The sequence below is a fragment of the Stenotrophomonas sp. FW305-C-20-S1 genome (genome assembly GCF_058783335.1).
The window spans coordinates 18,686-38,303 of sequence record NZ_JBYTEK010000025.1 but is presented as its reverse complement, the minus strand read 5'-3'; the positions used below and the strand labels follow the sequence as shown (position 1 = coordinate 38,303).

The following is a 19,618-nucleotide window of genomic DNA, read 5'->3' as shown; positions in this document are numbered from 1 at the left end:
AGCACTGACCTGGAACACCTCCCTGGACAGCCTCGGGCACGTGCACGCCAAGGCGTCAGCGTGTTCATGCGCTACGCTGTGCGGATGAACGACGATTCCCGTTTCCTGCATGACCTGCAACGCCGCCAAGCCGATGGCGAGCACCTGCGTTATCTGTGCTTCTGGGGCCACCAGCCGCCGCGCATGGGCGTGGCGGCGTCGTGTTTCAGCCAGTGGTACGACGCAGGTTTCAACATCGAAGGCGTGCACTACCCCACTGCCGAGCACTTCATGATGGCCGGCAAAGCGCGACTGTTTGGTGCCACCGACATCCTCGAACAGGTTCTCGCCAGCCGCACGCCTGACAAGGTGAAAGCGCTGGGCCGGAAGATCGACGGCTTCGACGAGGCTCTCTGGGCGCAGGCGCGCTACGCCCTGGTGGTCGAAGGCAATCGGGCCAAGTTCTCGCAGAATGCGGCGCTGGGTGATTTTCTGCGCGCCACGGCAGACCAGGTTCTGGTGGAAGCCAGTCCGGTGGATTTTATCTGGGGAATCGGCCTGGCCAAGGATCACGCCGATGCGCACAACCCGGCGCGGTGGCGCGGATTGAATCTGCTGGGGTTTGCGCTGATGGAAGTGCGGGACACGATGTAACGCGCATCCACGCGTGGCGTGGATCTACGGGCACGGCGGGCGAAACGGATCGACCGGCAAGGAAAAGGCCGGCTTTCGCCGGCCTTTTCCCTATTTCCATTGCAGCGGGACTTACAGCGCCTTGGCTGCTTCCACCACATGCGCGGTGGTGATGCCGAAGTGCTGGTACAGCTTATCGGCCGGGGCCGAGGCACCGAAGGTGTCGATACCGATCACTGCACCATCCAGGCCGACGAACTGGCGCCAGAAGCCGGTGACGCCAGCTTCGATGGCCACTCGCTTGCGCACGGCGTTCGGCAGCACCGATTCGCGGTAGGCCGCATCCTGGCGCAGGAACACATCGGTGGACGGCATCGAGACCACGCGGGTCTTCAGGCCGGCCGCATCCAGCTGCGCCTTCGCTTCGGTCGCCAGCGAGACTTCCGAACCGGTGGCGATCAGGATCACGTCCGGAGTGCCGGCAGCATCGGCCAGCACGTAACCACCGCGCTCGATCTGTGCGATCTGCTCAGCGTCGCGCGGCTGGTGCGGCAGGTTCTGGCGGCTGAACACCAGGCAGCTCGGGCCGTCCTGGCGGGTGATCGCAGCCTTCCAGCTCACGGCCGACTCGACGGCATCGCACGGGCGCCACACGTCATTGTTCGGGATGTAGCGCAGCGAGGCCAGATGCTCCACCGGCTGGTGGGTCGGGCCGTCTTCGCCCAGGCCGATCGAGTCGTGGGTGTAGACGTGGATGGCGTGGGCCGGGATCAGCGCGCTCATGCGCACGGCATTGCGGGCGTAATCGCTGAACACCAGGAAGGTGGCGTCGAACGGGATGAAACCACCGTGCAGGGCCAGGCCATTGGCGATCGCGGTCATGCCGAACTCGCGCACACCGTAGTACACGTAGTTGGCATTGGCATCGTCGGTGGCGACGGACTTGCTGCCCTTCCACAGGGTCAGGTTCGAGTGCGCCAGGTCAGCCGAACCGCCCACGATTTCCGGCAGCAGCGGCGCGAACGCCTCGATGGCCAGCTGCGACGCCTTGCGCGACGCAATGGTCTGGCCTTCGGCGGCAACCTGGGCGATGTAGGCGTCGGCCTTGGCGATGAAGTCGGCCGGCAGATCGCCATGCGAGCGGCGGGTCAGTTCAGCGGCTTCGGCCGGGTACTGCGCAGCGTACTTGTCGAACTGCTGCTCCCACTCGGCCTGGCGCAGGGTGCCGGTACCGCCGGCACGCCAGCCGGCGTAGATCTCTTCCGGAATCTCGAACGGGCCGTAGTTCCAGTCCAGCGCCTTGCGGGTGGCTTCCAGTTCGTCCTTGCCCAGCGGTGCGCCGTGGCTGGATTCCTTGCCGGACTTGTTCGGCGAGCCGAAACCAATGGTGGTGCGGCAGCAGATCAGGGTCGGCTTGCCGTCCTGCGACAGGGCCGCTTCGATACCGGCCTTGATGCTCTCCGGATCGTGGCCATCGACGCCACGGACCACGTTCCAGCCATAGGCCTCGAAACGCTCCGGGGTGTTGTCGGTGAACCAGCCTTCGGTGTTGCCGTCGATGGAGATGTGGTTGTCATCCCAGAAGCAGACCAGCTTGTGCAGGCCCCAGGTGCCGGCCAGCGAGGCGGCTTCGTGGGAAATGCCCTCCATCAGGCAGCCATCGCCCATGAACACCCAGGTGCGGTGGTCGACGATTTCCAGCTCCGGGCGGTTGAAGCGCTGTGCCAGCAGCTTCTCGGCCAAGGCAAAACCGACGGCGTTGGCGAAACCCTGGCCCAGCGGACCGGTGGTGGTCTCCACGCCCGGGGTCTCGTGACGCTCCGGATGGCCAGCGGTGTGGCTGCCCAGCTGGCGGAATGCCTTCAGCTGCTCGATCGGCAGGTCATACCCGCTCAGGTGCAACAGCGCGTACTGCAGCATCGAGCCGTGGCCGTTGGACAGCACGAAGCGGTCGCGGTTGAACCACTGCGGGTTGTTCGGGTTGTGACGGTGGTAGTCGTTCCAGAGGACTTCGGCGATGTCGGCCATGCCCATGGGCATGCCGGGATGGCCGGACTTTGCGGTTTCAACCGCATCGGCGGCGAGGAAGCGGATGGCGTTGGCCAACTGGCGACGGGTAGGCTGCGTCATGGTTCTGTCGGAATCGGGAGGCGGCCGCGGAACTGCGGGCGGCCTATTGTCCCACAGACGCCCGGCAGGGTCAGGTCGACCAGGGCATTAGTGCCGGCCGTTGGCCGGCAACGTCGTGATCTGCGCTGGATTCCGCATATGAAGAGGGGTCGGAGCCCCTTCCTGCGGAAAGGGATCCGACCCCGATCAGGCATTGCCTGGGTCAGTTGTCCAGACGGGCCGCGGCGGCAGCGGCCTCGGCCGGAGTGTCCGGCGCTTCGCCCTTGGCCACCAGCGTGGTCAGGGCCAGGTCGCCGGTCACGTTCAGCGCGGTGCGGCACATGTCCAGGAAGTGGTTCACGCCCAGGATCAGGCCGATGCCCAGCGGATTGACGCCGACCATCGCACAGATCATCGCCACCACCGGCAGCGAGCCGGACGGCACACCGGCCGTACCGATACCACCAAGGATGCAGACCGCCATCACCATGACCTGCTGGCCGATGCTCAGGTCGACACCGAAGAACTGGGCCAGGAAGATCACCGTCACGCCCTCGAACAGTGCGGTGCCGTTCTGGTTGGCGGTGGCGCCCACGGTCAGCACGAAGCGCGACACGCGCTGCGGCAGGCCCATCTGGTCGGCCACGCGCAGCGCGGTCGGCAGGGTGGCGTTGCTGGAGGCGGTGGAGAAGGCCATCACCGTGGCCTCCTGGGTCTGGCGGAAGAACGCCAGCGGTGAACGGCCCGACAGCCAGACCGCAGTGCCGTAGGTCACCACCATGTGCAGGCCCAACGCCAGCACCACCACGCCCACATACGCACCCAGGCGGATGATCAGATCGAAACCGAACAGCGCGGCCAGGTTGAACATGAAGCAGGCCACTGCATACGGCGCCAAGCGGATGACCAGGTTGATCAGGGTCATCGAGATCTCAAACACGCCTTCGATGGCGCGACGCAGCGGGGCGACCTTGGCCTCGTCGGTCAGCACCATGCCGATGCCGAACATCAGCGCGAAGAACATCAGCGACAGGATCGCGCCATTGTCGGAGGCGGCCTGCAGCACGTTGCTCGGCACGATCGACAGCAGCATGTCCATGCCCTTCGGCGTGCCATGGATGCCAGCAACGATTTCCTTGCTGCGCTCGGCGTTCTCCGACAGCATCAGCGCGGCCACCTGCGGGTCGACGCCCGCACCGGGCTTGAGCAGGTTGACCAGCACCAGGCCGATACCCACCGCGATGCCGGACAGCAGCACGGTGTAGGCCAGCGTCTTCCAGCCGATGCGGCCCAGGGCGCGGATGTCGCCCATCTCCGACACGCCCATGATCAGCGCCGAGAAGATCAGCGGCACGATCAGCATGAAGATCAGGTTGAGGAACAGGCCCGACGCCGGGGTGGTGACGTAGTCCATTACCCACTTGGCACCGGTCTGCAGGCCTTCGATGCTGCCGCCCAGGGCATGCACGATCAGTCCCAGGACCAGGCCGATCGCAAAGCCGATGCCCATCTTCCAATGCAGGGGCAACTTCTTCTTGTCGGCAGCAGCTGCTGTCATGCGCGGGATTCCTCGAAAAATGAATCTACTCTAACAAAGCGCGCAAGCCGCGCCGGTTCAGGGTTGCCGCGGCGGATACAGCGGCGGCAGCCCAGTGTCGACGGCGCCGGTGGCAGCCGACCAGTGCGGTCCGTCACGGAAGCTTTCGCGCAGGCGGGCCCGCAGCGCGCTGACATCCCCCATCCCACCCCAGCGCGCCTGCTGCAACGCCTGCAGGGTCTGCCGCTGGGCCGGATCGGCCAGGCGCTCGATCACCTGTTCCAGGCGTTCCACGCCGGCCATCGAACACAGCAGCGCCTCTACCTGGTCAAAGCCCTCGCCATCGATCGCCCGGCGCAGCTCGGCCACGCTGCCACGCGAGGACGTTGCAGGGGCACTGGCTCCTGGCCGGGGAACCGGACGGGTGTGGGCGACGGCACGGCGGCCACGTCGCCATCCCCATGCCAGGGTCAACAGCCATAGCAGCGCCAAGCCTGCGGCGGCAGCCATCCACGGCCACGGCCGGGGACCTGCTGCGGTGGGTGCAAGAGAGGATACAGCGGCGGGTGCGGCGTCTCCCGGCAACGCGGCATCGGTATCGATCGGTTGTGCCACCGGCGCGCCGGCCCGGCCTGCGGCCACGGCCAGTTCCAGATCCGGCAGGCTGGCCTGCTGGGCACTGCCACTGTCCACGTTCCACCAGGCCACGCGCGGCCCCGGCACGCGCAGGGATCCAGCCTGCCGCGGCACGATCGAGTAGCGACGGCTGATCTTCAGGCGTGGCGTGCTGCCGTTGAAGGTCTCCTCGTACTGGGCAGGTTCGGCGAACACCTGTGCGGCGTCGCCGAGGTCGGGCACGGGCAGATCGGTGAACTGGGCCCGGGTAGCGCCGTTGGCGATCGCTTCGACCATCACGGTGGCCGCTTCGCCCGTGCGCGCACTGCTGGGTGCAGCGGTGTAGCGCAATTGCAGGCTGTGCAGGGGCAGCCACGGCTGCACGGCCTGCGCCGGTTGCGCCTGCACCTGCAACGTGCGTTCGGCACCGACGGCATTCATGCGGCCATCGCCACCGCTCCCGAAGAAGTCATCGAAGAAGCCACCTGCACTGCGGCCGGTGAAGCGCGCGCCCGGCAGGCGCAACGCCCCGCTGCGCTCGGGGATCAGCAGGAAGCGACGTTCGACCACGTTGTAGCGACGGCCGTTGACCTGGCGCACGTCGCTGCGATCCTCCCCCACCCGCTGCAGCGAAGCGCCACTGGGTGTGTCGAGCACCAGTTCGCCCGACGCCAGCTGCGAGGCGAAGTACAGCCTGACCACCACGCCCACGCTCTGCTGCACGTAGGGCGTCGGGTCATCCACCTCGGTTTCGATGAAGGCGGTGGCATTGCTCTGCGGGGTGGCCACCACCGCATCACTTACCTGCAGCACCAAGGGCACCGTGCGTGCTGCGCCTACCTGTAATGAAGGCACCTGCAGCGTACCGGTGCGGCGCGGCGTCAACGCAACCGTATAGAGGTTGCGCTGCTGCACACCGCCATTGCTCCACTGCACCTGGCGGTTGCTGCTCTGCGCACTGAGCACGAAATCGGCATTCAACGGTGCATAGTCTGGCGCGCCCTGGTCGGTCTCGATGTGCAGGGTGACCGCATCACCGGCGGCGATGCTGTCCTGCTCCAGCCAGGCGCGCGTCTGCGCCATGGCCAACATCGGCAGCCACAGCAGCAGCATCGCCAGCACAGGCAAGGGCCACCGGATTTGCCTGCTCGCCATGCCTGTCATCGCCCTTCCCTCTTTCTACGTTCGTTTTCCAACTGGAACTTGGCCCGCAGCAGTGCCCCCGGATCATCCGGCACGCGCCGCATCCACGCCTCTACGGCCTGCTGTTCCTCACGCTGTTGCGGTGTGCCGCCATCGCCGCGCACTGCTGCCTTGCCGGCTTCGCCGGCGCGCGCCTGCTGCAGGGCCTGCTGCATGCGCTGGCGCTGCTGGGCATCGGCCTGCGCCTGGGCCTGCGCGTCGGCTGCCTGCGGCGGCTCCTGCTTCGCCCCCTGCTGGCCGGCACCTGCAGACGCCGGGTTCTGCTGGCCCTTCTGGCCCTGCGGTTCCTGCCGGCCTTGTTGGCCTTGCTGGCCCTGCTGCTGATTCTGCTGACCTTGCTGGCCTTGCTGGCCCTGCTGCTGATTCTGCTGACCTTGTTGGCCTTGCTGGCCCTGCTGGTTCTGCTGCTGTCCCTGCTGCGGCTTCTGCTGCCCCTTGCCCTGCCCCTGGCTGTTGTTCGACGACGATTTGCGCTTGCGCGCGGCGTCGACCACCGCACGGTTGGCGACGGCGTCGGCCATCTGCGGGTGGCGCGCCAAGGCCTTGTCGTAGGCGGCAATGGCACCGTCGTAGTCGCCCTGGCGGGCAAGCACATTGCCGAGGTTGTACCAGCCCGCATCGCTGTCGATCCCTTCGAACTGCTTGCGGGCAGTGGCGAAATCACCTTGACGGTACGCCTGCACACCCTCGGCCAGGCGTGCATGCTCACGCTGGTCGGCACGTTCCCACATCGTGCCCGCTGTCGGCGCAGCCATGGGCGCGCGCGGCTGTGCCTGCAACTGTCCGCTCAAGGGCAGAAGACCCACGGCCAGCACCGCCGCCAGCACCGCGCGGCGACGGAACGCCAGCAGTGCCAGCAGCATCACCGGCGGCAACAACCAATAGCCTTCGTCCTGCCACTGCCGGGCCTGCCCGGGCCGCTGCAGCGCACCGCCATCGCTGGCATCAAGTACGTCCAATGCCTTCAGGTCGCGATCATCGCTGGCGATGCGCTGGTAACGCCCACCGCCTGCGGTGGCGACGGCGCGCAGGCTGGTTTCATCCAGCGCGGCCTGTGCGATCTGGCCTTGACCATCGCGATAAGCGGCGCCGGACGGCGTGCCCAGGCCCAGCACCGACACCTGCAGGCCGAGGCCACGCGCCTGCGTTGCGGCAAGCGCCGCTTCGCTGTCAACCTGGTCGCTGACCAGGAGGATCTGGCCGCGCAGGGCACCGGTCTGCCGCAGCAACCTGACCGCCCAGTCGATGCCACGGTCGGCGCGCTGTCCATCACGCGGCATCACCTCCGGCGACAGCGCGTCCAGGTACAGCGCCACGTTGGCAGCGTCGTCGGTCAACGGCGCCACGGTATAGGCATCTTCGGCATACACCACCAGACCCACCTGGCCGCCTTGACGGGCGCGCAGCAGCGCACCGATCTTTGCCCGCGCCTGCAGCAGGCGCGAGGGTGGCAGGTCGGTCGCGGTGATGCGGCTGGAGAGATCCAGCACCACCACCAACGGCGCACTGGCCTGATAGATCGGCTGCGCCTGCTGCCTCCAGCTGGGGCCAGCCATCGCCAGTGCCGCCAGGGTCCAGCCCAACAGCAATGCCCATGGCAGGCGCGTGCGTCGCTTGCCCTCGCCCGCCAGGAGCTGCGACAGCAGATGGGCGTCGACCGCCTGCCGCCACGCGTCGCTGCGCCGTTGCCGGTAGATGGCCACGGCGACGATCAACGGCAGTGCCGCCAGCAGCCACAAGCCGTCCGGCCGCAGGAAATGCAATGCACTCCAATCGAACGCGCTCCAGTCGGGCATCTTCAGGAAAGTGGCGTTCATCGGCGACGTCCCGGCCAGGCCCACGCCAATGCGCCCAGCAGCAAGGCGACGGCCAGTGGCCATTCATAGCGCTCGTTGCGCGGACGCAGTGTCGGTCCCTTCGCTGCGATTGGCTCCAGCCTGTCCAGTTCGGCATAGATGCCGGCCAGCTGGTCGGTGTCACGCGCACGGAAGAAGCGGCCGCCGGTCATCTCGGCGATCCTGCGCAGCGTTGCCTCATCCACCGGGTCGCGGTCGGCGGCCACGGGAATGCCGAAGAACCGCGCGCTCCCGTCGCTGCCAAACGCCACGGTGTGCACGCGCACCCCTTCTGCACGTGCCAGCTCGGCTGCGCGCAGGGGTTCCAGCACACCGGCGTTGCTGACGCCGTCGGTCAGCAGGATCAGTACACGCTGCCCTTCGGGCTGGTTGCGCAGGCGTTTGACCGCCAGCGCGATGGCGTCACCAATGGCCGTCTCGCGCCCGGCAAGGCCAACCACGCTGTCGCGCAGTTGATCGCGCACGCTGGACAGATCCGCAGTCAACGGTGTGAGTGTGTAGGCACGATCACCGAACACCAGCAGGCCGACGCGATCGCCGGCACGACGGTCCAGGAAATCGGCCAGCACCGCCTTGGCTGCGGTCAAGCGCTCCACCGCCTGCGCACCGAGCACCATGTCCGGCTCGCTCATGCTGCCGGACACGTCCATTGCCAGCATCATCTGCCGGCCTTCCTGCGGCGGGGTAATCGCCTCACCCAGCTGCTGCGGACGCGCCATCGCCACGCACAGCGCCAGCCAGCCCAGCCACAGCAAGCCGCTGCGCAGCCAGGAAACGCCGACACGACCGCCGCCAGCCAGTGCTTCCAGTTCGGCAGCGGCGTAGGGCACGCGCAACGCAGCGCCCGGATCGGCCCGCCGCTTCCACGCCAACATCAGGATCGGCAACGGCAGTGCCAGCAGTGCCAGCGGCCAGGCCAGCTGCAGATCCGGCCATGGCCAGTAAGCTGCAAGCGCGCTCATCGGCGGCGCTCCTGCAGCAACGCCAGGTAGCGCGCCCGCGCCCACGCGCGCACGTCGGCCACGGCAGCGGCATCCACGTGTGGACGATAGGCCCCCTCGGCCAGCAGGTTGCGCTGCGCAGGCGGCAGGGTGTCCTTGGGGTCGACGTACTGCCACCACGCGTCATCGCGTAGTGCCTCGCTACCCGGTCGCGCCTGACGCGCCGCACGCCGCAGCAGGCTGGCGATGGCCGCAAGTTCCGACGGCGCGCCGTTCACTGCCGCAACCTCCTGATCGAACACGCGCATCCACTGCTGGCGGCGGCGATGACGACGCCATGCCACCGCAGCAACGATGGCCAGCAACAGCAGAACCAATGCGATCAGCATCAGCCAGCCAGGTGCGGGGGGCCACCACGCTGGCGAGGGCGGCAACTGCACGTCGCGCAGTGGCAGGGAGGCACTCATGCCGGCACCTCCGTCGGTGCCGGTGCCAGCCAGGCGTCGCTGGCCGCATCGGTGGACAGTACCTGCACATCGACGCGACGCGCGGCAAGCTGGCTGCGCAGCTGCTGCAGCGGTTCAACGAAATGCGCCTGCCAGTGCGCCTGCACATCGCTGCGGCGCAGGTCCAGGCCGATGCGCTGCTGCGCGGCGAGAAACTGCAGGGGCGCCGTTGGCGGCTGCAACTCAAGCGGATCGACCAACAGCAGCAGACTCAGGTCATGGTGCTGGGCCAACGCGCTCCAGCGCGCCGGCGGAATCCGGATCGCCTGCTGCGGATCGGCCAGTACCAGCATCCGGGCGCCGGGGCGCAGCACCCGACCGGCATGGTCCAGCGCGCGTTCCAGGCCAAGGTCATCGGCAGGTGGCTGCGCGTACCAGCGCGTGAGTGCATCGAGTACGCGCAGTACGCCGCGGGCACCGCCGGCCGGCGCGATCGGCGCCTCGCGATCACTACCGCGCAATGCACCGATGCGGTCGCCGCGGCGCTGTGCGGACCATGCCGCAACCGCGCCAGCGCGTGCTGCCTGCACCGACTTGAAGCGCACGCGGGTACCGAAGTACAGCGCAGGTGAAGTATCGGCAACGATCAGGGTGACCCGTTCGCGTTCTGCCTGGAACAATTTGGTGTGCGTGCGCCCGGTGCGCGCGGTGACGCGCCAGTCGATGTGGCGCGCGTCGTCGCCCGCCACGTATTCGCGCGATTCTGCGTATTCCATGCCGCGTCCGCGCAGCGGCGAAGGTGCTTGCCCGGCGCTGCCCGCGCGCCCACGACGAGGCGGCGGCGGACGCTGTGCCAGGCGGCGCAATGCCACCAGCTCGGCCAGTTGCGGTCGCAGGCCATCGCCTTCGCTGGTAACCGGAGCAGGTCCGTTGGTCGTGCCGGTCATGCGCGCGCTCAGGGCGCCGGTACCCGGGCCAGCAGCTCCTGCACCAGGCGCTCACCATCCCAGCCTTCGGCGATGGCTTCATAGCTGGGCAGAACCCGGTGGCGCAGCACATCGGCGGCCACGGCACGCACGTCGTCGGGAGTAACGAAATCACGCCCGGCCAACCACGCACGCGCCCGTGCGCAGCGCTCCAGTGCGATGGAGCCACGCGGGCTGGCGCCCCACGCGATGCGGCGCGCCAACGAGGCGTCGTAGCGCGAGGGGTCGCGCGAGGCCAGCACCAGCTCGATCAGATAGCGCTCAAGCGCAGGGGCCATGTGCAGTTCCAGCACCTCGCGGCGCGCATCGAAGACATCCTGCATCGGCAGTTTTTCCGGCGTCGCTGCGGCCTCGCCAAGCGCGCCGCGGGCGCGCTCGCGGGCCAGCCGCAGGATCTCCGACTCGGCCGCCTGGTCCGGATAACCAATGCGTACGTGCATCAGGAAACGATCCAGCTGCGCTTCCGGCAGCGGGAAGGTGCCTTCCTGCTCGATCGGATTCTGCGTGGCCATCACCAGGAACAGCGACGGCAGCGCATAGGTGTGGCGACCGACGGTGACCTGACGCTCGCCCATCGCTTCCAGCAGCGCGGACTGCACTTTCGCCGGCGCACGGTTGATTTCATCGGCCAGCAGGATCGGGTGGAAGATCGGCCCCGGCACGAATTCGAAACGGCCTTCCTGCGGGCGCCAGATCTCGGTACCGGTCAGGTCCGAAGGCAGCAGGTCCGGGGTGAACTGCACACGTGCGAAGTCTGCTTCCAGCCGCGCCGCCAAGGCCCGGATGGCCGTGGTCTTGGCCAGGCCCGGGGCACCTTCCACCAGCAGGTGGCCATCGGCCAGCAAGGCAATGAGCAGGCGTTCGACCAGCGCCGCCTGGCCGACGATCTCGGCCGACAGTGCATCGCGCAGATCGCTGAAAGCCGCATGCAGGCGCGAGGTGGTGGGGGCAGGCGGCGGAGAAATGGATTCGGGCATCGGCGGAGGCAGGTTCATGGGGGCCTTTGACCGGCGCGGGATGGCTCGGGTTCCCCACATCATCGCAGGCCGTCCGGCTGCTGGCATCAAGAACGGCTGAACAGCCTCCACGCAGGGCGGATCTATTGGGCATGACGTGATCCACCCATGCCTTATCCACGCATGGCGTGGATCTACTGGAGAGGCGTGGCGTGGATCTACTGGAGAGGCGTGGCGTGGCTCTACTGGGGAGGCGTGGCGTGGCTCTACTGGCGAGGCGTGGCGTGGATCTAGCAGGCCTGCGGTGAATCCATCGTCGGGCCTCCCGCGCAAACGACGCGGGGCCGCACGTGGCGGCCCCGGTCGGATACAACAGATGTGATGCCTCAGTTCTGGCGGGCCACGCGCAGGACCTTCGGGGTCACGAACACCAGCAGTTCGGCCTTGTCCTTGTTGCGACCACGCTTCTTGAACAGATTGCCCAGGAACGGCACATCGCCCAGGAACGGCACCTTGCTGACACTGTTGCGGTCGGTGAATTCATACACGCCACCGATCACCACGGTCTGGCCATCTTCCACCAGCACGGCGGTATTGACCTCGCGACGGTTGATGGACGGCACGGTACCGTAGCCCTGCAGCTGGATCAGCTGATCGACCTCGTCCTTCTTCACCGCCATGTTGAGGAACACGCGGTTGTCGTTGGTGATGGTCGGGGTGACCTTCAGTTCCAGCACCACTTCCTTGAACTGGACGTTCGGGGTGGCTACACCGCCAGCGCCGCCGCCACTGATGGTGACATAGCCGATTTCCTTGCCCTGTTTGATCAGCGCTTCGCGCTGATTGGTGGTCACCACCCGCGGGTTGGAAATCACTTCACCACGCGACTCTTCCTGCATGGCGGACAATTCCACGTCAAGCAGATAGCCGGCATTGAGGATCGACAGCGCCAGCGAACCAGGATTGCTGGCCGTTGCCACCGGCAGGTTCCAGTTCAGGCCGCGGGTGATGGCCGAACCGACCGACACCGGCGGCGGGCCCACGCGGCCACCGGCGATCCAATCGCGCTCAGCCTTGGCGTTGGTGCTGGCGGTGTCCACCTGCGATTCGCGGGTCTTCCGATTGGCCTCAAGGTCGCCGCTGAAGTACACGTTGTCACGGCTGCCACTGATGCCGAACTTGGCACCCAGTTCGCGCGCGAACGTGTCGGTGGCGATGACGATGCGTGCTTCGATCAATACCTGGTCGACCGGGCGGTCGATGACACTGATCAACTCGCGCATGCGCGCGATCTTCTTCGGAATGTCGCTGATCATCAGCGTGTTGGTGCGCTCGTCGGCGACGATGCGACCGCGTCCCGAGAGGAAGCCACTTTCTTCCTGCGAACTGCCACCACCGCCACCGCCGCCACCACCACCACCACCACCACCACCGCCGATTCCCTTGGCTTCGGTCAGCGCTTTGAAGATCTGCGTGGCGCTGTGGTAGTTGATCTGGACGTAGTCGGTCACCAGGTCTTCGCGGTTCTCGATCGCGATGCGCGCGTCTTCCTTCTCCTGCTCGAACTTGGCCAGCTCGGACTGCGGCGCAACCCACACCACGCTGCCGTCACGACGCTTGTCCAGGCCCTTGGCACGCAGCACGATATCCAGCGCCTGGTCCCACGGCACGTTGACCAGACGCAGGGTCACATTGCCCTGCACCGAGTCGGAGGCCACCACGTTCAGATTCGACTCTTCGGCAATCAACTGCAGCACGGTGCGCACCGGCACGTCCTGGAAGTTGAAGGTCACCGGCTTGCCGGCGTAGCCGCGCTGCGGCACGCCCTTGGCGGCCTGGGTCACGCTGCCGGCAGTGACTGCGCCAACGGCGGCCTGGGCCTGCCGTGGGCTGATCTCGACCACATACTCGTTGCCACTCTGGTAGGCCAGCGACTCGACCGGACCGCCCGTGCTCAGCACCAACTGGGTGCCGGCCCCGGACGGCTTGGCGTCGATGCGCTGCACCGGGGTGGCGAAGTCGGTGACGTTCATCGGCTTCTGCAGGTTGGCCGGCAGGCGTGCGTTGCCGACATCGACAACCACGCTGTTGCCCTGGCTGCGCAGGTCGGGCATGGCGCCCTGGCCGTCGAACTGCAGGATCAGGCGGCCAGCGCCGTCATCGCCACGCTTGAAATCGATGCGTGCGACCGACAGGCCTGCCGGTGCAGCCGCCGGCGTGGCGGCCAGCGCCGTGCCGGTCGGCTTTTCCGACGGTGCGGCGGCCAGCGCCGGAGCGCAGGCCAGCATCAACGCGACTCCCAGCGCGCTGATGCGGTTCAAGGTAGAGCGCCGGATGGGACGCAGCCCCTTGGCTTGGTGAAAGGTCATCGTGCTATCCCCAGTAAACGATCATTGATCTTCCAGCGCGAGCGTTGCTGGACGTTCCAGCCAGCCACCCGCGCCATCCGGCACCAGTTCGATCAGCTCCACGCGGTCTTCAAAGACCGCGGTGACCCGCCCGTCGCTCTGCCCCAGGTAACCACCGGGACGCACCCGATAGGTCACCTTGTCCGGCCCCATCACCAGCGCCACGGTGCCGGCGCCTGTTCCGATGGTGCCGACCATGTCCAGCGCGTCCAGCGGGAAGCCTTCCATCGGCTCCTTGCGCCGGTTCGGATCTGGCCGCAGTCCCCCATTCCCCTGCTGCGGGTTGGTCCAGGCATCGGTAAACGGATCGCGCATGCCCTGCGCGGAGTATTCAAAGGTCTCGAACTGCTGCATCACCGGCAGCGGTTCCAGCGGCTGCGCCGGTCGCGCACGCTCGCTCTCGACCCACTTTTCCAGATTGGGTGCATCGCCCGGCGTGCTGGTCACGCCGCGGCCACAGGCGGCCAGCAGCAGCACGGTCAACGCCATACCACCACGCGCAATGAAGGAACCGATCACTTCTTTTCCTCCTTGCCCGCTTCAGCCTTCTGCTGTTCGGCGACCTCGGCCTCATCCAGGTAACGGTAGGTCTTGACCGTGCCCGACAGTTCCAGCGCACCGGCGCGGATGTTGCCGCCGGTCTTGTCCTTCGGCTTGAGGTTGATGTCGTGCATGGTCAGGATCACCACCCGCGGCAACGAGGCCACGCCGCTGACGAAGGCACCGAACTGGTGGTAACTGCCCACCATCCGCAGCTTGATCGGCTTCTCGGCGTAGAACTCCTTGATCTGCTCCTGTTCGGGCTCGAACAGCTCGTTGGCCAGGCCGCTGGACAGCGCGGTCTGCGAGATGTCGATGATCAGGTCCGGCATTTCGGTCTTGCTGGGCAGCTGCCGCAGCATCTGCTGCAGCACCTGCTCCATCTGTGCCAGCTGCTGCTTCAACGGCTCCAGGTTGACCGCGCGTTCCTGTTCCTTGGTGAACTCGGCACGCAGCTCGGTTTCCCGCGATTCCAGGCCCGCCAGCTCCTCGCGCTTGCCGCTGATCAGCAGCATCCAGAGCACGAACATGATCACCAGAGCGATCAGCGAGCAGAACACGATCTTCGCGTTCCTCGGCCAGTTGCCGATGTCGTTGAAGTCCAGGTTCTTGATGTCGACTTTCTTGCTCATGCGCGATCCCCCTGCATCGGGGCGTGGAAGGCCTGCGGAGGCTGCGCCAGGCGGCTGCCCTCAGGCTTGGGTGCGGGTGCGGCTGGTGCAGGCGTGGTCGGCGCAGGCGTTGCCGCCGGTGCTGGGGCCTGTGCCGGAGCAGTTGCAGGCGTGGCTGCCGGTGCCGGAGTCGATCCCGGCGCCGGTGCGGCAGCAGCCGGTGCGGCGGCGTCCGGCCCGGCGCTGAGCGGTGCGACCGTCGGTGCCGCCGGCGTGGTGCCGGCCACACTGCCATCCGGGTTCAGGCCCGGCGTGGCGCCTGCTTCCTCGCTCTGCGCAGGCAGCTTGACCTTGACCTTGAACACGTACGGCAATGCCTTGATGTCAGCCACCGGGCCGGTCGCGCGCCCGTCCTTGTCCTTGTCAGGCTCACGCGCCTCGATGATCGCCAGCTCCGGATTGGTCATCCAGCCGGAAACTTCGAGGTTGCGCATGTATGCCGAGACACGGGCGTTGGACTGGGTGCGGCCCTCCAGGGTCAGCACGTCGCCTTCCTGCTGCAGAGCGGTGAGCACCACGCCATCGGGAATGGTGCGGACCAGCGCATCGAACAGGTGGACCATCTGCGAACGCTTGGCCTGCAGCTGCTCGATCACGGCCTTGCGGGCCAGCAGTCGATTCTTCTGCTCGTCGAGGCGGTCGATTTCCTTGTTCTGTTCCTTGACCTTGTCGATCTCGGTCTGCAGATAGGCATTGCGGTCATTCTGCCCGCTGACCTGCATGTCGTAGTAGAACCAGATCAACAGCGACAGCAGCAGGCCACCCAGGGCGGCCATGCCCAGCATGATGCCGAACTCGCGCTGGCGTTGCTTGCGCCGTTCGGCGCGCCAGGGCAATAGATTGATGCGTGCCATCAGTCAAAGCTCCTCAGCGCCAGACCGGTCGCGATCATCAGCGCGGGGGCATCCTGGGCCAGCGCGTGCGCCTGCACCTTCGGCCCCAGGGTCATCTGTGCCAGCGGGTTGGCGACCACGGTCGGCACGCCCAGCTGTTCCTCAACCATCTCCGGCAGGCCTGCAAGGGCAGCACAGCCGCCAGCCAGCACGATGTGATCGACGCGGTTGAACTCGCTGCCGGCGTAGAAGAACTGCAGCAGGCGGCTGATCTGCTGGACCGTGGCTTCCTTGAACGGCTCCAGCACTTCCATCTCGTAGCTTTCCGGCAGCCCGCCCTGGCGCTTGGCCAGACCGGCTTCCTCGTAGCTCAGGCCATAGCGGCGCATGATCTCGTCGGTCAGCTGCTTGCCGCCGAACACCTGTTCGCGGCTGTACAGGCTACGGCCACCACGCAGCACGTTGAGGGTGGTCATGGTGGCGCCGATATCGACCAGCGCAACCACGCCCTCGGCCGACACCGGCAGCTCGCTGGCCACCAGGGCGAAGGCGTTCTCGACCGCGAAGGCCTCCACGTCCATCACCTTGGCCTGCAGTCCGCCCAGTTCCAGCGCGGACTGGCGCAGTTCGACGTTTTCCGAACGCGAGGCCGCCAGCAGCACCTGGACCATTTCCGGGTTGTTCGGGATCGCCCCGATCACCTCGAAGTCCAGGTTCACTTCCTCGATCGGATACGGAATGTAGTTGACCGCTTCCAGCTCGATCTGGGCTTCCATGTCGTTCTCGTCCAGGTCGGCCGGCATCGGGATCACCTTGGTGATCACCGCCGAACCGGCCACGGCCGCAGCGGCCAGCTTGGCCTTGCTGCCGGAACGGTTCATCGCCCGGCGGATGGCCTCTCCCACGGCCTCCACTTCAACGATGTTCTTCTCCACCACCGCATTCGGCGGCAGCGGTTCCACGGCATAATGTTCCACACGGAAACGGTTGCCGCTGCGGGAAAGCTGCAACAGCTTTACCGCAGTCGAACTGATGTCGACGCCAATGAGCGGCGACTGACTTTTTGGGATGAGCCCCACGGTTTCTCCCCTGCCGACGGGCACTTGGACGCAAGAGCTGCGTCCGCGCATTAATAACGTATTCTTAGCAAATGGCAACCGCCCTGCTGTGACATCCCTCACAGGATGAACACGCAGCCCCTGGCGTCCCCTTGCACTCCCCAGTGCCGGCCCCAGCCGCCACCTTGCGTAATCTATACTCTGCGACCACGAAATTCGCAATCGGAATCTGACACCGATGACCCGTCTCCGCCGCTGGCTGCGCTGGATCTTTCTTGTTGTCCTGGTCCTGGCGCTGGTCGGAGCGGCCGCCGTTGGCGGCCTGTACTACGCCGTTTCTTCCAAGCTTCCCGACGTGCAGACCCTGCGCGACGTGGAAATGCAGGAGCCGATGTACGTCTACGCTGCCGACGGCAAGCTGATGGCGGTATTCGGTGAGACCCGGCGTACCCCCATCACCATGAAGGACGTGCCGGAGAAGCTGAAGCAGGCGTTCCTGGCCACCGAGGATGCCCGTTTCTACGAGCACGGCGGCGTGGACTACAAGGGCATCGGTCGCGCGGTGTGGCTGCTGGCCACCACCAACGACAAGCGCGTGCCCGGTGGCTCCACCATCACCCAGCAGGTGGCCCGCCAGTTCTTCCTCAGCTCCGAGTACAGCTATACCCGCAAGCTGGCCGAGATCCTGCTGGCGCGCAAGATCGAGTCCGAGCTGAGCAAGGACGAGATCTTCGAGCTGTACCTGAACAAGAGTTTCTTCGGCAACCGCGCCTACGGCGTGGCCGCCGCCGCCGAGTTCTACTACGGCAAGAAGCTGGGCGAACTGGACCTGGACGAGATGGCCTCGCTGGCCGGCATCCCCAAGTTCCCGTCCTCGGGCAACCCGATCTCCAACCCGGAGCGCGCCCGCCAGCGTCGTGACAACTATGTGCTGCAGCGCATGGCCGACCTGAAGTTCGTCAGCCAGGCCGAGGCCGATGCGGCCAAGGCCGTGCCGATGCACGCAACCGCCCACGAGCCGCCGGTGCAGGTCGATGCCCCGTACGTGGCCGAGCTGGTGCGCCAGGAAATGATCGCCCGCTTTGGCGGCGACGTGGTCAACAAGGGCTACCACGTCACCACCACCATCGATTCGACCCTGCAGACCGCCGCCAACCTGTCGGTGCGCGACGGGCTGCTGCTGTACGACCATCGCCACGGCTGGCACGGCGTGGAGAAGCAGGTGCAGTTGGGCGCCGGCGATGATGCCGCGGCCCTGGCCGAGCACCTGCGCGGCATGTTCGGCCAGGCCGGCCTGCTGCCGGCGATCGTCGCCAGCACCGGCGCCGACGGCAGCGCCAGCGTGGTGCTGGCCAACCGCAGCGAGATCGTGCTGCCGGCCGGCGCCGCCAAGTGGGCCAACAAGAGCCCGGCCAAGCTGGTGCAGCGCGGCGACATCGTGCGCGTGCGCGCTGGTGCCAAGGAGGGCGAATGGCTGCTCGACCAGCTCCCGCGCGGCCAGTCCGCCCTGGTTTCGCTGGACGCCCACAGCGGCGCCCTGAAGGCGCTGGTCGGCGGCTTCAGCTTCTCCGGCAACAAGTTCAACCGTGCCACCCAGGCCCGTCGCCAGCCCGGTTCGAGCTTCAAGCCGTTCGTCTATGCGGCCGCCTTCGACAAGGGTTACAACCCGGCCTCGATCGTGCTCGACGCCCCGGTCGTGTTCCGCGACCGCCGCGGCAAGACCTGGGCGCCGCAGAACGACGGCGGCGGCTTCCGCGGCCCGATGCGCCTGCGTGAAGCGCTGGTGCAGTCACGCAACCTGGTCTCGGTACGCCTGCTTGATGGCATGGGCGTGGACTACGCGCGCAAGTACATCAGCCAGTTCGGCTTTGCCGAATCCGAGCTGCCGCCGAACCTGTCGATGTCGCTGGGTACCGCCTCGCTGACCCCGCTGTCGGTGGCCCGCGGCTATGCCGTGTTCGCCAACGGCGGCTCGCGCGTGGACACCTGGCTGATCGACCAGGTCAACGACCGCGATGGCAACCTGGTGTTCAAGGAAAACCCGGCGATGGCCTGCCGCGACTGCGCCGGCAGCAGCGACCAGCCGGTGAACCAGGTCGTGGACGGCTTCAACTTCGGCGCCCCGGCACCCAAGGTCGATGCCACCGCCGCCACCAAGCCGGAAACCAAGACCGAAACGCCGGCCGCACCCGCCAACCCGGACGCGCGTACCGCGCCGCGTGCGATCGACGCCCGTACCGCCTACCAGCTGGTGTCGATGATGCGCGACGTGGTCCAGCGCGGCACCGGCGCGCAGGCCAAGGTACTCGGCCGCGAAGACGTGGGCGGCAAGACCGGCTCCACCAATGATCACCGTGACGCCTGGTTCTCCGGCTTCGGCGGCCCGTACGTGACCACCGTGTGGGTGGGCCGCGACGACTTCCGCTCGCTGGGCTACCGCGAATACGGTGGCAAGGCCGCGCTGCCGATCTGGATCGACTACATGCGCACTGCGCTGAAGGACACCCCGATCGCACAGAACGAACCGCCGAGCGGCATGGTCCAGGCCACCCTCAACGGTGCGGTGGAGTGGGTGAAGGTGGAAGACATGGACCGCCTGACCGACTACGACCTCAACCTGCAGAGCACCCCGCAGGCTGACGCGGCCGCGTTCGATATCTTCTGAAGGCAGGCTGGGTGGGTACCAACCGTTGGTTGGCACCATGGCCCGACGCTGCCCTGGTAGTCGCCAACCTTGGTTGGCGCCGATGCATCCGCCGGGCATGGCCCGGCGCTACCCCGCTAGATGCCAACCTTGGTTGGCGCCGATGCATTCGCCGGGCATGGCCCGGCGCTACCATGCCGCAC

At 66.9% G+C, this 19,618-nt stretch carries 15 protein-coding genes; 2 read left to right on the top strand and 13 right to left on the bottom strand.

The genetic code is table 11. The features are described 5' to 3' along the window. Positions 1-84 precede the first annotated feature (84 nt). A complete protein-coding gene (gene ybiA, locus AC3WTC_RS14095) occupies positions 85-633 on the top strand; it encodes a riboflavin biosynthesis intermediates N-glycosidase (protein ID WP_492711690.1) in 549 nt (182 codons plus the stop codon). 111 nt (positions 634-744) lie between these two features. On the opposite strand, the gene tkt is transcribed toward ybiA, so the two are convergent. The 13 genes from tkt to AC3WTC_RS14030 form a co-directional block, all read right to left on the bottom strand. Then, complete coding sequence (tkt, locus tag AC3WTC_RS14090; RefSeq protein WP_032977193.1) at positions 745-2,742, bottom strand: transketolase; 1,998 nt, start codon at positions 2,740-2,742, stop codon at positions 745-747. Positions 2,743-2,944: 202 nt separating this feature from the next. Beyond that, a complete protein-coding gene (locus tag AC3WTC_RS14085) occupies positions 2,945-4,279 on the bottom strand; it encodes a dicarboxylate/amino acid:cation symporter (protein WP_025874240.1) in 1,335 nt (444 codons plus the stop codon). Between the two features lie 57 nt (positions 4,280-4,336). Further along, complete coding sequence (locus AC3WTC_RS14080) at positions 4,337-6,037, bottom strand: BatD family protein (protein WP_492711689.1); 1,701 nt, start codon at positions 6,035-6,037, stop codon at positions 4,337-4,339. Continuing rightward, complete coding sequence (locus tag AC3WTC_RS14075; RefSeq protein WP_492711688.1) at positions 6,034-7,893, bottom strand: tetratricopeptide repeat protein; 1,860 nt, start codon at positions 7,891-7,893, stop codon at positions 6,034-6,036. The genes AC3WTC_RS14080 and AC3WTC_RS14075 overlap by 4 nt, the downstream gene beginning before the upstream one ends. After that, positions 7,890-8,894, bottom strand: coding sequence for a vWA domain-containing protein (locus AC3WTC_RS14070; RefSeq protein ID WP_492711687.1), 1,005 nt, complete (start codon positions 8,892-8,894; stop codon positions 7,890-7,892). The genes AC3WTC_RS14075 and AC3WTC_RS14070 overlap by 4 nt, the downstream gene beginning before the upstream one ends. Further along, positions 8,891-9,340: a DUF4381 family protein gene (locus tag AC3WTC_RS14065; RefSeq protein WP_492711686.1), complete on the bottom strand. Its 450-nt coding sequence runs from the start codon at positions 9,338-9,340 to the stop codon at positions 8,891-8,893. Before AC3WTC_RS14065 ends, AC3WTC_RS14070 begins: the two co-directional genes overlap by 4 nt. After that, positions 9,337-10,266: a DUF58 domain-containing protein gene (locus AC3WTC_RS14060; protein ID WP_025874235.1), complete on the bottom strand. Its 930-nt coding sequence runs from the start codon at positions 10,264-10,266 to the stop codon at positions 9,337-9,339. The genes AC3WTC_RS14065 and AC3WTC_RS14060 overlap by 4 nt, the downstream gene beginning before the upstream one ends. Before the next feature lie 8 nt (positions 10,267-10,274). Next, positions 10,275-11,300, bottom strand: a complete 1,026-nt coding sequence (locus AC3WTC_RS14055) for an AAA family ATPase (protein WP_100436853.1) — start codon at positions 11,298-11,300, stop codon at positions 10,275-10,277. A 347-nt stretch (positions 11,301-11,647) separates the two neighbouring features. Beyond that, on the bottom strand, positions 11,648-13,630 hold the full coding sequence (locus AC3WTC_RS14050; protein ID WP_059064959.1) for a type IV pilus secretin PilQ: 1,983 nt from the start codon (positions 13,628-13,630) through the stop codon (positions 11,648-11,650). 21 nt (positions 13,631-13,651) lie between these two features. Continuing rightward, positions 13,652-14,158 (bottom strand): pilus assembly protein PilP, encoded by a 507-nt coding sequence (locus AC3WTC_RS14045; protein WP_080150643.1) that lies wholly within the window; start codon positions 14,156-14,158, stop codon positions 13,652-13,654. Between the two features lie 26 nt (positions 14,159-14,184). Then, entirely contained in the window at positions 14,185-14,841 is a 657-nt protein-coding gene (locus tag AC3WTC_RS14040) for a type IV pilus inner membrane component PilO (protein ID WP_025874231.1), read from the bottom strand. Further along, positions 14,838-15,734 carry a PilN domain-containing protein gene (locus AC3WTC_RS14035; protein ID WP_134833024.1) on the bottom strand — a complete coding sequence of 299 codons (897 nt, stop codon included), beginning with the start codon at positions 15,732-15,734 and terminating at the stop codon, positions 14,838-14,840. The genes AC3WTC_RS14040 and AC3WTC_RS14035 overlap by 4 nt, the downstream gene beginning before the upstream one ends. Beyond that, positions 15,734-16,792: a pilus assembly protein PilM gene (locus tag AC3WTC_RS14030; RefSeq protein ID WP_032951624.1), complete on the bottom strand. Its 1,059-nt coding sequence runs from the start codon at positions 16,790-16,792 to the stop codon at positions 15,734-15,736. Before AC3WTC_RS14030 ends, AC3WTC_RS14035 begins: the two co-directional genes overlap by 1 nt. A gap of 217 nt (positions 16,793-17,009) precedes the next feature. On the opposite strand from AC3WTC_RS14030, the gene AC3WTC_RS14025 reads away from it, so the two are divergent. Further along, positions 17,010-19,436 (top strand): penicillin-binding protein 1A, encoded by a 2,427-nt coding sequence (locus AC3WTC_RS14025; RefSeq protein WP_140227852.1) that lies wholly within the window; start codon positions 17,010-17,012, stop codon positions 19,434-19,436. The last annotated feature ends 182 nt before the right edge of the window (positions 19,437-19,618 follow it).

Coding starts and splice junctions, on each gene's coding strand:
- ybiA (WP_492711690.1), top strand. CDS start 85: ATGAACGACGATTCCCGTTTCCTGCATGACCTGCAACGCCGCCAAGCC.
- tkt (WP_032977193.1), bottom strand. CDS start 2,742: ATGACGCAGCCTACCCGTCGCCAGTTGGCCAACGCCATCCGCTTCCTC.
- AC3WTC_RS14085 (WP_025874240.1), bottom strand. CDS start 4,279: ATGACAGCAGCTGCTGCCGACAAGAAGAAGTTGCCCCTGCATTGGAAG.
- AC3WTC_RS14080 (WP_492711689.1), bottom strand. CDS start 6,037: ATGACAGGCATGGCGAGCAGGCAAATCCGGTGGCCCTTGCCTGTGCTG.
- AC3WTC_RS14075 (WP_492711688.1), bottom strand. CDS start 7,893: ATGAACGCCACTTTCCTGAAGATGCCCGACTGGAGCGCGTTCGATTGG.
- AC3WTC_RS14070 (WP_492711687.1), bottom strand. CDS start 8,894: ATGAGCGCGCTTGCAGCTTACTGGCCATGGCCGGATCTGCAGCTGGCC.
- AC3WTC_RS14065 (WP_492711686.1), bottom strand. CDS start 9,340: ATGAGTGCCTCCCTGCCACTGCGCGACGTGCAGTTGCCGCCCTCGCCA.
- AC3WTC_RS14060 (WP_025874235.1), bottom strand. CDS start 10,266: ATGACCGGCACGACCAACGGACCTGCTCCGGTTACCAGCGAAGGCGAT.
- AC3WTC_RS14055 (WP_100436853.1), bottom strand. CDS start 11,300: ATGAACCTGCCTCCGCCGATGCCCGAATCCATTTCTCCGCCGCCTGCC.
- AC3WTC_RS14050 (WP_059064959.1), bottom strand. CDS start 13,630: ATGACCTTTCACCAAGCCAAGGGGCTGCGTCCCATCCGGCGCTCTACC.
- AC3WTC_RS14045 (WP_080150643.1), bottom strand. CDS start 14,158: ATGGCGTTGACCGTGCTGCTGCTGGCCGCCTGTGGCCGCGGCGTGACC.
- AC3WTC_RS14040 (WP_025874231.1), bottom strand. CDS start 14,841: ATGAGCAAGAAAGTCGACATCAAGAACCTGGACTTCAACGACATCGGC.
- AC3WTC_RS14035 (WP_134833024.1), bottom strand. CDS start 15,734: ATGGCACGCATCAATCTATTGCCCTGGCGCGCCGAACGGCGCAAGCAA.
- AC3WTC_RS14025 (WP_140227852.1), top strand. CDS start 17,010: ATGACCCGTCTCCGCCGCTGGCTGCGCTGGATCTTTCTTGTTGTCCTG.